The sequence below is a fragment of the Gottschalkia acidurici 9a genome (assembly GCF_000299355.1).
Lineage (GTDB): Bacteria > Bacillota > Clostridia > Tissierellales > Gottschalkiaceae > Gottschalkia > Gottschalkia acidurici.
Genome location: NC_018664.1, coordinates 1663303 through 1676824, shown reverse-complemented (window position 1 = coordinate 1676824; position 13522 = coordinate 1663303). Strand labels below are relative to the sequence as shown.

Below are 13522 nucleotides of genomic sequence, written 5' to 3'. Positions count from 1 at the left end.
ACTGATAGAAGATGTACATGCTCTAATAAAAAAAGGGGGAAAATAAGTAATGTTAAGGTCAATGTATACAGCAGTATCAGGTCTTAGAGCTCACCAGTTCAAAATGGATGTTATAGGTAATAATATAGCCAATGTAAATACAGTAGGTTTTAAAAAATCTCAAGTAGCGTTTCAGGAAGTATTCAGTCAAACACTAAGAGGTGCATCAGCTCCACAAGGAGGAAGAGCAGGAACAAACCCTCAGCAGGTAGGCTTAGGTGTAAATGTAGGATCAGTAAGAGTAGTTCATGAAGGAAGTACTCCACAAAGAACTGATAATCCACTAGATTTCTATATGAGTGGAGATGGATTTTTCATGGTATCAGGAGATCCTAATTTTAATAATAGATATTATACTAGAGCAGGAAACTTCGAGAGAGATGAATATGGGACTCTACATTTAGGAGGACTTAAAGTATTAGGATATCAAGTGGATGAAGATGGAAGAATAACTGATCAAATTGGAGATATAAAAATAGATAAATCAACAACAGTACCGCCTTCGACTACTAAAAATATGGCATTAGGTGGTAATCTAGATTCAAGAACAGAAGTTGGTGGAGAACATATTACAGATACAGTTATATATGATAGTCTAGGTAATCCATATAACGTTAAATACAAAATTACTAAAACTGCAGAAGGACAAGATGGTAGCACTTGGAAAGCTAGTATTGTAGAGATAGATGGTGCAACAGTTCCTAGTAACGCTGAATATGATATAGAATTTGACAAAGAAGGAAATCTAAAAAGCCCAACTACACCACAAGCTTTAATTATAACTAAAGATGGGGTAGAATTTGGAGATGCTGGTGGAAGTATAAGCATTGATTTTTCTGGTCTCACACAATATGGAAATGATACTACTGCTAAAGCAGAGAAAAAAGATGGTAATACAAGTGGGAGTCTAGACAGTTTCTCTATTAGCCCCACAGGAGAAGTCGTAGGTACATTCACGAATGGAGAGCAAGCAATTTTAGCACAAATTGCTGTTGCAAAATTCGATAATCCAGAAGGACTTCTAAAACAGGGCTCTAATCTTTTTTCATATACTAGAAACTCAGGGGAGCCTCAAGTTGGTAAAGCAGGTGGCTCAGGATATGGTGAGATTATAGGGGGAGCACTGGAAATGTCGAATGTTGACTTATCGTATGAATTTACAGAAATGATTACTACACAAAGAGGATTCCAAGCTAACTCAAGAGTTATAACTACTAGTGATGAGATATTACAAGAGTTAGTTAACTTGAAGAGATAGTAAGCTAAGATTTTAAGCAAAAGATAGTATGCTTGTAAAGTACAATTGCTAATATTAAGTCATAAAATATAATAAAAAATCTGGATAGCTAAGGAATTAGCTATCCAAGATTTAAAAATAAGGGTGATCTCATGATAAAATTAAATAGACTAAATGGAGAAGAATTTGTAGTTAATAATGATTTAATAGAAACTATAGAGGAAACTCCTGATACTGTAATTACTCTCATTACAGGGAAAAAGATTGTGGTACAAGAAAGTATAGAAGAAGTTATAGAAAAAGCTGCTATATTTAAAAACAAAGTGTTTGTGTACAGTAAAAAGGAGGTGTAGAATTTATGGATATAGGAACACTCATTGGATTTTTAGCAGGAATTGGGTTTATGATATATGGGATAATTTCATCAGGGAGTACTCTAGGGGAATACATACATACTCCATCTATGATTATAGTTTTAGGAGGGACATTAGCTTCAACAATTATGTCATACCCTCTAAGTAAGATGAAAAATATATTAGCTATAACTAAAAATGCTTTTTTAAATAAAGACCTATCTCCTATAAAAATTATAGAGCAACTTACATCACTAGCAAATGTAGCCAGAAGAGAAGGACTTTTAGCATTAGAAGAAGCAGGACAAAAAGCAGAAGATACGTTTTTGAAAAAAGGTATAATGCTAATAGTAGATGGTACAGATCCTGAGTTAGTTAGAAATATACTGGAAACAGAATTAAACTTTGTGGAAGAAAGACACTCTGATGGTAGGGGACTATTTGAAATGATAGCTGCATATGGTCCTGCATTTGGTATGATAGGTACTCTTATCGGACTTATTAATATGCTTGGACAGCTAGACGATCCAAGTACTCTTGGTCCTAGTATGGCTGTTGCACTTATAACTACTCTTTACGGTTCAGCTATAGCAAATGTATTTGCTAGCCCTTTAGCAGCAAAGCTTAAGTTTAAAAGCAGGGAAGAAGTATTGATAAAAGAGATAGTAGTAGAAGGCCTTCTATCTATTCAAGCGGGGGAAAACCCTAGAATAATAGAAGAAAAGCTAAAAACATTTTTACCGCCTGAACTTAGAGAGAAATTCCAAAATTCTAGCGAAGGAGCGGAAGCTTAATGTCAAGAAAAAAGAGAGAAGAAGATGGTGGTATTAAAGGAGATGCTTGGCTTGCTACCTATGCGGATTTAGTAACGCTTCTTTTATGTTTCTTTGTACTATTATTTGCATTTTCAAATCTAGATGCACAAAAGTTTCAAGCATTTATTAGTTCATTCCAGGGTGGTGCAGGAATTTTACCTGGAGGAAATGTAATGATTGATCCTCCTATTCAAGGAGAGCTTCCAGAGGAAGAAATTGAAGAAATCAAAGATTTGTCTATGATGAAAAAATTAATAGATGAATATAGTAAAGGCGAAGGTATGGAGTCTGAAATAGAAACAAAAATAGAAGAAAGGGGTCTATTAATAAGATCTTTAGACAATGTATTCTTTGACTCAGGAGCAGCTGATGTAAAAGACGAAGCTAAAGGAATGCTAAATTTTATCTCTGAGCTACTAAATAATGAAGAGTTTAAGGAAAGACAAGTAAAAATAGAAGGGCATACAGACTCAGATCCAATAAAAAATATTAATAATAAATATCCAACTAACTGGGAACTTTCAGCTATTAGAGCAACTAATGTATTAAGATATCTAGTTGAAGTACAAGGAATAGAAGGAAGCAGGATATCTACATCTGGATATGGTGATAAAAGACCAGTTGTATCTAATGATACTTTTGAGAATAAAGCAAAAAACAGAAGAGTAGATATAATAATATTAAAATCATCTTATAGTGAAACAGAACCTAACTAATAGTAAAAGGAGTATGGGATATGAGCACAAAAAAAATAATAATAATAGGTGTCTTTGTACTATTAGCAATAGTAGCTATTATATTTGGAGCTATATTCGGGCTTCAGATGTCGAAAAATAGTGCAACGAGTGGTATGGAAAGTGCAATGATAAATAAAGATATATTTAAATATGATGTAGGAGAGATGTACTGCAATTTATCAGAAAGCAGAAAATTAGTAAAGATAAATATTACTGTAGAAACTGCTAATGAGAAGTTTCTTGAAATTTTAGAAAATAAAAATTACATAATACGTCATGAAATAAATGAAATTATTAGAAGTAAAAAAGAAGATGAGCTTTCAGGAAGCGAAGGACAGAAAGCTATTCAAAAAGAAATATTAGGAAGACTTAATGAGGTGTTTAACACTAAATTGATTTCAGATGTGTATTTTAATGATTTCATAGTACAGTAGGGGGGTAAAAATAGTGAGCGAAGTTTTTGTCTCAAAATGAAATAGATGCCCTACTCAATGCACTTAGTACTGGGGAAGTAGATGTTCAAGAAATTAAAGAGGATACCGTAGAGAAAAGAGTAAAGAAATATGATTTTAGAAATCCTCAAAAAATAGCTAAAGATCAATTAAGAACTTTAGAGATAATACATGAAAATTTCGCGAGACTTCTTCAGACTTTTTTATCAGGATATTTAAGGGCTTCCGTAAAAGTAGAAGTAATAACAGTAGATCAATATGCATATAGCGAATTTAGCAACGCGATATCAAACCCAGCCTTTTTATCTATAGTAAAGTTTGAACCTTTAAGTGGCCAGATACTTTTGGACATTTCACCAAATGTTGCTTTTACTGTAATAGATAGACTTCTTGGTGGTGAAGGAGACTCGGTTAGTGAAATAAGAAACTTTACTGAAATAGAATTAATACTTTTAAAAAGAATGATGGTAAAAGTGGTTGATATAGTATCTGAAGCATGGGATAATGTTATAATATTAACACCATCGCTTGAAAAAATAGAAACTAATGCTCAATTTGCACAAATAGTACCACCAAGTGAAACCATTAGCTTAATAACTATGAATATTAGTGTAGGTGAGATAGAGGGACTTTTAAATGTTTGTATACCTCACTTGGTAATAGAACCTATATTAAATAAACTTAATACAAAACTATGGTTCTCTACAACTAAAAAAGGAATAACTGAAAAAGATAAAGAACACTTGCAAAAAAGAATAAGAAACACATATGTACCAATGGTCGCTGAACTAGGTTCAACTACATTAACTGTGAGAGATTTACTAGACTTACAACTAGGAGATGTTATTAAACTGAAAGAGAATGTAAGTGATGAAATAAGTATAAATGTAGGATCATATAAAAAGTTTTGTGGAGCATTAGGTGCTCAGAATAGAAAAGTAGCAGTGAAAATTACTAGAGCATATAAGGATGGTGATGAGTTAGATGGCTGATAGCTTACTTAATCAAGACGAAATAGATGCATTATTAGGGAATGCTCCTAATAATTCAGAAGCAGAGAACAGTGAACAGAAATTATTAAGTGAAGTTGAAAAAGATACCCTTGGAGAAATTGGAAATATAAGTATGGGCACTTCGGCTACTACTTTATTTACATTATTAGGTCATAAAGTTACGATTACTACACCAAAAGTATCAATAACGAATATACAGGAACTATCAGAGTATTATCCTATACCGTTTGTAGCTATAAATGTTAAATATACAAAGGGACTTGAAGGCTTAAATCTTTTAATATTAAAAGTTTCTGATGTTAAGATAATAGCGGATTTAATGATGGGTGGAGACGGTAAAAATGTAGAAGGTGATTTAACTGAAATAGATTTAAGTGCCATAGGTGAGGCTATGAACCAAATGGTAGGATCGTCAAGCACTTCTTTATCTGAAATGATAGGAAAAACTATAGATATAGATCCACCTCAGTCTTACAAAATTGATTTTCAAGAGGATAAACTAGATGTATTTGATTCAGACGATAAAATTGTTAAAATCTCCTTTAAAATGGTAGTAGGTGATTTAATAGATAGTGAGATCATGCAACTTATCCCTTTAAGCTTTGCAAAGGAAATGGTAAAGAAATTAATTGGAGGAGAAGCAGAATCAAGTCCAGAGCCTGAAGTTGTAGAAGAAGAGGTAGCAGTGGCACAACAACCGGTAGAACAACCGACCTATACACAGCCTATTCAACATCAACAACCAATACAGCAACCAACCTACACACAACCTGTTCAGCAACAAAGTGTAAGGCAAGAACCAGTAACTGTTAAAAAATTAGAATTTCAACAGTTTGATAATATCAGCTCTAAATCTTATGATGAAAGCATAGATATTATTCAAGAAATACCTGTGGAGATAACTGTACAGCTTGGAAAAACTATGAGAAAAATTGGCGAGATACTAGAATATGGTCCAGGGACAATCATAGAATTAGATAAGCTTTTAGGAGAACCACTAGAAGTATATGCAAATGGCAAGTATATAGCTAAGGGAGAAGTTGTTGTAATTGAAGACAATTTCGGAATTAGGATAACAGAAATAGTTAGTCCAGCTAAAAGAATTAATCAGAGATAGAGATAGGGAGGAATATATATGTCAAATAAAATTTTATTAGTTGATGATGCTGCTTTTATGAGAATGATGATTAAGGATATATTAACGAAAAATGGATTTGAGGTAGTTGGAGAAGCTGAAAATGGAGCAAAAGCTATAGAAAAATATAAGGAGTTAACACCTTCACTAGTTATAATGGACATAACTATGCCTGAGGTAGATGGAATACAAGCTGTAAAGTCAATAAAAGAAATAGATCCTGATGCAAAAATAATAATGTGCTCAGCTATGGGTCAGCAGGCCATGGTAATAGAGGCCATCCAAGCAGGTGCAAAAGATTTTATTGTAAAGCCTTTTCAAGCTGACAGAGTAATAGAAGCGGTTAAAAAAGTTTTAGGTTAGAGAACGAATGTTTAAATTAAACAAAAAAATTACTTTATTAGCTATAAATTTAGTTTCAGTATTACTTAGTGGTTATACGTATGCGTATAACGAAGGAGGGAAAACAAGCTACTTTTCTTACTTTCTGAGTATGATATTATTTTTAGCGATTTTTATAGGCATAATATTACTCGCACTTTATTCAACTAAGTTTATAGCTAAAAAGACAAATAATTTAAGTAGAAGCAATAATATGCAAGTGCTGGATTTCATCAACATAGGTGCAAATACAAAAATAGTAATTATTAAAATATACGATAATGTATATATTTTATCGATGGGTAATAACTATACAACCTTTATAGATAAACTAAAAGAAGATGATTTAGGAGAAGATTTTCAATCAATACTGAATAAGAGCTTATATCAAAATAATAATAATCAAGATTTTAAACAACACATGGATAAATTTAAAAAAATAATATCAGAAAAAATAAAAGGTAGCCCAAATGATAAGGAATGATTCTATGAAAAGAAAGATTAATATATCCATTACTATAACTCTGCTTTTATTAATTTTAATTCAAAGCATAGGACATGCAGAGACCAATATACCAATACTAGGTAAAAATATAAGTATAACAGATACTAGTAATCCAGAAGAATACGTTTCTAGTATAAAGCTTTTGATACTATTTACTATACTGACTCTAGCACCATCAATTCTTATTATGATGACTAGTTTTACTAGAATATTAATAGTACTTTCTTTTGTAAGAAACGCATTAGGTACTCAACAAATACCACAAAATCAAATTTTAATTGGGCTAGCTTTATTCTTAACTTTTTTCATAATGGCTCCTGTAGCAACTCAAATAAATGAACAAGCTATACAGCCTTATGTAAAAGAAGAAATAAATCAAGAACAAATGATAGAAAAGACTATGGAACCTATAAGAACATTTATGTTTAAACAGACTAAAGAGAAAGATATGGGTCTATTTTTAAAAATAGCAAAGATAGATAAAGTAGACAAGATAGAAGAAATCCCTACAAAGGTTCTTATACCTTCATTTATAATAAGTGAAATAAAAACAGCCTTTCAAATAGGATTTGTAATATTTGTTCCATTTTTAGTTATAGATATGGTCGTAGCAAGTACTCTTATGTCCATGGGGATGATGATGCTACCACCTGCTATGATATCACTACCTTTTAAGTTACTATTATTTATAATGGTAGATGGATGGAATTTAATAATTGGACAACTTGTCAATAGTTTCAATTAAAAGGAGAGATTTCTATGACTGAAGGAGATGTTTTGAATATAGCACAACAAGCTATGACTACTATACTAATGGTTTCAGCTCCTTTACTTGGCATAGGATTAATGGTAGGTTTAGCAGTAAGTATATTTCAGGCTACAACACAAATACAAGAGGCAACTCTTGCATTCGTTCCTAAAATAGTTGCAGTTTTGATAACTTTTTTAATCCTAGGACCATGGATGTTAAGAGTTGTAATGGATTTTTCAATAAATCTTTTTACTAGTATAAATAATTATCTTTAAAAAAGAAAGATGGATAAAGTTATGGAAAATTTATTAGATATTTTGCTTAATCAATATCAGACTCTTATACTTTTGATAGTAAGAGTTACTGGACTTTTTATAATATCACCGATTTTTAGTAGGATTAATATACCTGAAACCTATAAAATAGGATTTAGCGTATTGTTATCTTTTATTTTATTAAATACAGTAGAAGGACCTAGTACACCTCTTACAGATCTACTATTAATAATAGCATGTATAAAAGAGCTTATAACAGGATTTATAATAGGATTTATAGCATACTTATTTTTTAGTGTATTTTTTATAATAGGTCAGATTATAGATATTCAAATAGGCTTTGGAATGGTTAGTGTACTAGATCCTCAAAGTAATGTGCAAATTCCTATAACAGGGAACTTTTATCAGATAATAGCTACATTAATATTTTTAGTTGTTAATGGCCATCATTTATTAATTGAGGCATTAGTAAGTTCATATGACTATATACCTATGGGAAAATTCGTATTTTCAAGTGATATGGTAAGACAAATTGTATTTATATTAGGAAAGTTATTTATACTGGGATTTAAAATTAGTAGTCCAATACTAGTAGTCATAATACTAGCAGATGTATTGTTAGGAATATTAGCTAAAACTATGCCACAGATGAATGTGTTTATAGTAGGGATGCCTTTAAAAATAATGGTAGGAATATTCTTAATAATAGTAACATTGCCTGGTTTTTTTATAGCTCTTCAGCATATATTTAACAATATGCATGAGGAGATTTTTAACTTTTTAAAGGCAATACAAAAAGGGTGATTATAGTGAACTTTAATTATAGAATAAACCTTCAATTATTTTCGGGAGAAAAAACTGAGGCACCAACACCAAAGAAAAGAAGTGATGCTAGAGAAAAGGGTCAGATCCTACAAAGTAAGGAGATAAGTACAGCGATAGTGCTTATACTGGTGTTTTGGGGACTAAGGAAATTTGGACACCATATGCTAAATTATTTAATGGGATTTACAAAGAGTACCTATAAGAATTACTTATTTGATGAAGGTATATTTACAGCAGAGGGCATTAAGATACTGTTTTATAAAATTATAATAACTACAGTAATAGTTGTAATACCAATAACTATCATAGCTTTAGTTACAGGGTTAGTAATAACATATATGCAAGTAGGCTTTTTATTTACAACTAAAACTCTTGAGATTAAATTAAGTAAACTAAATCCCATAGAAGGATTTAAAAGACTCTTTTCCAAAAGATCAATAGTAGAACTTATAAAATCTCTTATAAAAATATTTATAGTTGGATATGTAGTTTATAATTATGCTTTAAAAGAGATTGTAAATATAATTAATTTACCGGATTCTGACATAGGGAGTATAGTTGCATACTTAGGAGATACTGTCGTAAATTTAGCTTTTAAAGCAGGTACGGTGCTGGTTGTAATGGCAGCATTTGACTATCTGTATCAATGGTGGGATTATGAGAAAAATTTAAAGATGAGTAAGCAAGAAGTAAAAGAAGAGCATAAACAAGCTGAAGGGGATCCTAAAATAAAATCAAAAATAAAAGAGAAACAAAGACAGATGGCGATGAGTAGAATGATGTCTGAAGTTCCAAATGCAGACGTTATAATTACAAACCCGACTCATTATGCAGTAGCGATAAAATATGAAAAAGATTTGTATCAAGCACCATATGTTTTGGCTAAAGGACAAGATTTAATAGCTCAAAATATAAAAAAATTAGCCGGTGAAAATGATGTTCCTATTGTTGAGAATAAAATACTAGCAAGAGCTCTTTATAGTGATGTTGAGATTGGACATATTATTCCTGAAGAATTATATCAATCTGTAGCAGAAATACTCGCATACGTATACAATTTAAAAAACTAAGAAGGGGGGTTATTACTTTATGAAATTTGGAGATGTCAGTGTTGCACTAGCTGTTATTGCAGTGATTATTATAATCATAATACCAATACCATCATTTATGTTAGATATGCTATTAAGTATGAATATAGCTTTATCAATATTGATACTACTAATATCTATGTACACTCAAAATGCACTTCAATTTTCTATATTCCCATCATTATTGCTATTAACTACATTACTTAGGTTAGCACTTAATATTTCGAGCACTAGGTTAATTCTAGGTACTGGAGATGCGGGAGACGTAATTAGAACCTTCGGGGAATTTGTAATACAAGGAAACATATTCGTAGGTCTTGTTATATTCCTTATAATAGTAGTTATTAACTTTATGGTAATCACTAAAGGTGCTGAAAGGGTTGCAGAGGTAGCAGCTAGATTTACATTAGATGCTATGCCAGGAAAGCAAATGGCAATAGATGCTGACCTAAACTCTGGACTCGTAACTGAAGAAGAAGCTAAAAAAAGAAGAAAAGAAGTGCAAATGCAAGCAGATTTTTATGGAGCTATGGATGGAGCAAGTAAGTTTGTAAAAGGAGATGCTATAGCAGGAATAATAATTACAGCAATAAATCTTACCGCAGGTATAGGTATAGGAGTCATAAGTAGAGGGTTTGATATAGGACAAGCTGTAAATGAATACTCTTTACTAACTGTTGGAGATGGTCTTGTAAGTCAAATTCCTGCATTGTTAATTTCTACAGGAACAGGACTTGTAGTAACAAGAGCAGCATCAGAAGCTAACTTAGGAGAAGATCTACTAAAGCAATTGTTTGGAAATAATCCTAATCTGATGTTTATAGTAGGTGGGGTTCTTATGATTCTTGGAATAGCTAGTCCACTTCCATCAGTACCTTATGTTATGCTATCTATGATATTTTTATTTACAGGATTCTTAATGAATAATAATAAAATTAAAAATGAAGAAGATGAACTAGAGTTAGCAGAAGTTACAGAAGTAGAGGAAATAAAGAAACCAGAGAATGTAATGTCGCTTTTAAAAGTAGAAGATATAGAACTTGAATTTGGATATGGAATAATTCCTTTAGCAGATGTTAATCAAGGAGGAGATTTATTAGACCGAATAGTAATGATTAGAAGGCAAATAGCATTAGAACTCGGCATGGTCGTACCGATGGTTAGACTCAGAGATAACATTCAGCTTAATCCAAATGAATACGTTATAAAAATAAAAGGAGTAGAGGTATCTAGAACAGAGCTTCTTTTTGATCATTTTCTTGCTATGAACCCTGGGATAGCAAATGGAGATTTAGGAGGTATAGATACAGTTGAACCAGCTTTCGGACTACCAGCTAAATGGATAACTGAGAATGAAAGAGAAAAGGCTGAAATACTGGGCTATACAGTAGTAGATCCTCCATCTATAATAGCTACTCACTTAACTGAAATTATAAAAAGCAATGCAACTAACCTCTTAAGTAGACAGGATGTTAAGCTATTATTAGATAACGTAAGAGAAGAACATCCAGCTCTAGTAGATGAAATTACGCCAAAAGAGCTTTCACTAGGAGAAATACAGAAAGTTTTATCAAACTTGTTAAAGGAGCAAATATCAATAAGAGATATGGTAACTATATTAGAGACGCTTGCAGATTATGTTCATATTACTAGAGATACAGATATGCTGACAGAATATGTTAGACAAAGTTTAAATAGATATATAACAAAAAAATATGTAGAAAACAATTTACTTAAAGTTATTACACTAGATAGTGAACTAGAGCAACTTATTATGAGTTCACTAAATCAAACTGAAAGTGGATCTTATATAAATTTAGAGCCAAATAAGATACAGCAAATACTTCACAATACTTTATCTACTGTAGAAAGACTTACTTCTATAGGATTACAACCAATAGTACTAACAGCACCAATATTAAGAATTTACTTCAAACAACTAACAGAACAGTCTTTAAAAGAACTAATAGTACTATCATATAATGAAATTGAACCTAGCGTTGAAGTTCAATCAATAGGGATGGTGACATTATGATGAAAGTTAAAAGATTTACGGGAGACAGCAATCAAGAGGTTATGAATAAGGTTAAGCTAGAATTAGGTTCTGAAGCTATAATACTTCATACTAGAACTATAAAAAAACCTAAGTTTTTCGGACTTATCAAGAAGGAGGAAGTAGAGGTTATAGCTGCTCTAGATGAAAAGACAACTAATAATAAGTTAAATAATGAATTAAATCTAGAGATTAAAAAATTAAGAAGCTCTGTTGAATATATAATAGACAATTTAAATGAACCTAGTAAAGCTCAAGATGCTGAAAGCATAATGCCAGAGTTAGTTGAATTTGTTGATATTTTAAAAAATAATGGGGTAAAAGAAGATATAGCTAGAAGTATTATTTATAATATAGATAAACAGGTAAATTTAGAAGATAAGGATCGTGAAACTATAAAGGATATAATAAAGTATAATATAAAAGCTTATCTAGGAGAGCCAAAGCCAATAGAATTAACATCAGAACAAAAAATAGTATTTTTCATAGGGCCTACAGGTGTTGGTAAAACTACAACACTTGCAAAGATAGCAGCTCACTTTACTCTAAATAAAAAGTGTGATATAGGATTGATAACTGCTGATACTTATAGAATTGCAGCGGTGGAACAGTTAAAAACATATGCAGAAATACTGAAGTTACCTGTTAAAGTAATTTATGAGATAAAGGGTATATATGAATCTTTATCGAACTTTAAAGATAAAGATATTATTTTAATAGACACAGCAGGGAGAAGTCATAAAAATATAGAGCAAATGGAAGAGTTAAAAAATCTAATTCAGACAGTTAAAAATAAGGAAGTATTTTTAGTTTTAAATATAGGAACAGATATTGAAAATATTAATTCTATAATAAGTCAATATGGATTTGTAGATGATTACAAGATAATATTTACTAAAGTAGATGAGTCGGAAAAGATAGGAAATATACTTAATACTAAGTTTTATACAAACAAGCAACTTTCTTATATCACCTATGGACAAAATGTTCCTGATGATATAGAGCTTATAGATACAGAAAAAATAAGTAAAGTATTGATAGGAGAAATTAGTTATGAGTAACGATCAGGCTAAGAACTTGAGAGAATTAGTCAGTAAAGAGAAGAATTGCAAAACTATACTTTTCATAAGTGGTAAAGAAAGAGTAGGAAAAACGATGACTATAACTAATATAGGTACATTACTTAGTGAAATGGGATATAGAACTTTAATACTAGATTGTGGAGCTGGATTTTTTAGGACAGATGTTTTATTAAATACAGTTCCTAAGTATGGTATAAAGACAGTAATAAATAATAATGAACCTATAGAGGACATAATGGTATCTATAAATGAAAACTTAAAAGTTATATATGGTAGACCTTTGCTCGAAGAAATTCAAAGCTCTAAAGATATTTTAATAAAAATAGAAGATTATTTCAAAGAGTTGCAAAATGAATTTGACTTTATCTTAGTAGATACAGAAAAAATTGAGATTAGATCTTTTAGTGGACTATTAAAGGATAGTAGTAGTGTTTTATTTGTTCTAACTACAGACGATATAGATGGCGTTAAAAGCACTTATACTATACTTAAACAAGTAGCATCATATACAGATATTAATGATATTGGATTGATAGTAAATAAGGTAAAAGATTATATGATAGCTAATGATGTATATGAAAGATTAAGAACAACTTCTGAAAAGTTTCTATCAATTAAAATATCAAATATAGGATACATAAGTGATGACATATCGGTATCGGAATCAATAAGAGAACAAACACCAGTTACTAGACTATATGAAAGATCTAAGATATCTAACGAATTTAATGAAATAATATCAAGAATAAAAGTAAACTAATAAATATACTGGGGGTGTAGT

Annotated in this window: 16 protein-coding genes; all 16 read left to right on the top strand. The window is 31.0% G+C overall.

Going from position 1 to position 13522, the window contains the following annotated elements:
- The first annotated feature begins 49 nt into the window (after positions 1 to 49).
- On the top strand, positions 50 to 1297 hold the full coding sequence (locus tag CURI_RS07980) for a flagellar hook protein FlgE (protein ID WP_014967739.1): 1248 nt from the start codon (positions 50 to 52) through the stop codon (positions 1295 to 1297).
- A 131-nt stretch (positions 1298 to 1428) separates the two neighbouring features.
- Complete coding sequence (locus tag CURI_RS07975; protein ID WP_014967738.1) at positions 1429 to 1629, top strand: flagellar FlbD family protein; 201 nt, start codon at positions 1429 to 1431, stop codon at positions 1627 to 1629.
- A gap of 5 nt (positions 1630 to 1634) precedes the next feature.
- Positions 1635 to 2423, top strand: coding sequence for a motility protein A (locus CURI_RS07970; protein WP_014967737.1), 789 nt, complete (start codon positions 1635 to 1637; stop codon positions 2421 to 2423).
- The gene (locus CURI_RS07965; RefSeq protein ID WP_014967736.1) at positions 2423 to 3160 is read left to right on the top strand and encodes an OmpA/MotB family protein; all 738 of its coding nucleotides are present in this window, start codon (positions 2423 to 2425) and stop codon (positions 3158 to 3160) included. Before CURI_RS07970 ends, CURI_RS07965 begins: the two co-directional genes overlap by 1 nt.
- A gap of 20 nt (positions 3161 to 3180) precedes the next feature.
- Positions 3181 to 3615 (top strand): flagellar basal body-associated FliL family protein, encoded by a 435-nt coding sequence (locus CURI_RS07960; RefSeq protein WP_014967735.1) that lies wholly within the window; start codon positions 3181 to 3183, stop codon positions 3613 to 3615.
- A 26-nt stretch (positions 3616 to 3641) separates the two neighbouring features.
- Positions 3642 to 4625 carry a flagellar motor switch protein FliM gene (gene fliM, locus CURI_RS07955; RefSeq protein ID WP_014967734.1) on the top strand — a complete coding sequence of 328 codons (984 nt, stop codon included), beginning with the start codon at positions 3642 to 3644 and terminating at the stop codon, positions 4623 to 4625.
- Positions 4618 to 5763, top strand: coding sequence for a flagellar motor switch phosphatase FliY (fliY, locus tag CURI_RS07950; RefSeq protein WP_014967733.1), 1146 nt, complete (start codon positions 4618 to 4620; stop codon positions 5761 to 5763). The genes fliM and fliY overlap by 8 nt, the downstream gene beginning before the upstream one ends.
- Before the next feature lie 18 nt (positions 5764 to 5781).
- Positions 5782 to 6144 (top strand): response regulator, encoded by a 363-nt coding sequence (locus CURI_RS07945; RefSeq protein ID WP_014967732.1) that lies wholly within the window; start codon positions 5782 to 5784, stop codon positions 6142 to 6144.
- A gap of 7 nt (positions 6145 to 6151) precedes the next feature.
- Positions 6152 to 6646 carry a flagellar biosynthetic protein FliO gene (locus tag CURI_RS07940; protein WP_041701676.1) on the top strand — a complete coding sequence of 165 codons (495 nt, stop codon included), beginning with the start codon at positions 6152 to 6154 and terminating at the stop codon, positions 6644 to 6646.
- Between the two features lie 4 nt (positions 6647 to 6650).
- Positions 6651 to 7412 (top strand): flagellar type III secretion system pore protein FliP, encoded by a 762-nt coding sequence (gene fliP, locus CURI_RS07935; protein ID WP_014967730.1) that lies wholly within the window; start codon positions 6651 to 6653, stop codon positions 7410 to 7412.
- Between the two features lie 14 nt (positions 7413 to 7426).
- Positions 7427 to 7693 (top strand): flagellar biosynthesis protein FliQ, encoded by a 267-nt coding sequence (gene fliQ / locus CURI_RS07930; RefSeq protein ID WP_014967729.1) that lies wholly within the window; start codon positions 7427 to 7429, stop codon positions 7691 to 7693.
- Positions 7694 to 7714: 21 nt separating this feature from the next.
- Positions 7715 to 8497 (top strand): flagellar biosynthetic protein FliR, encoded by a 783-nt coding sequence (gene fliR, locus CURI_RS07925; protein WP_041701674.1) that lies wholly within the window; start codon positions 7715 to 7717, stop codon positions 8495 to 8497.
- A gap of 5 nt (positions 8498 to 8502) precedes the next feature.
- Positions 8503 to 9588: a flagellar biosynthesis protein FlhB gene (gene flhB / locus CURI_RS07920; RefSeq protein ID WP_014967727.1), complete on the top strand. Its 1086-nt coding sequence runs from the start codon at positions 8503 to 8505 to the stop codon at positions 9586 to 9588.
- A 19-nt stretch (positions 9589 to 9607) separates the two neighbouring features.
- Positions 9608 to 11641 carry a flagellar biosynthesis protein FlhA gene (flhA, locus tag CURI_RS07915; protein WP_014967726.1) on the top strand — a complete coding sequence of 678 codons (2034 nt, stop codon included), beginning with the start codon at positions 9608 to 9610 and terminating at the stop codon, positions 11639 to 11641.
- Positions 11638 to 12720: a flagellar biosynthesis GTPase FlhF gene (flhF, locus tag CURI_RS07910; protein ID WP_014967725.1), complete on the top strand. Its 1083-nt coding sequence runs from the start codon at positions 11638 to 11640 to the stop codon at positions 12718 to 12720. The genes flhA and flhF overlap by 4 nt, the downstream gene beginning before the upstream one ends.
- Positions 12713 to 13501, top strand: a complete 789-nt coding sequence (locus CURI_RS07905; RefSeq protein WP_014967724.1) for a MinD/ParA family ATP-binding protein — start codon at positions 12713 to 12715, stop codon at positions 13499 to 13501. Before flhF ends, CURI_RS07905 begins: the two co-directional genes overlap by 8 nt.
- The last annotated feature ends 21 nt before the right edge of the window (positions 13502 to 13522 follow it).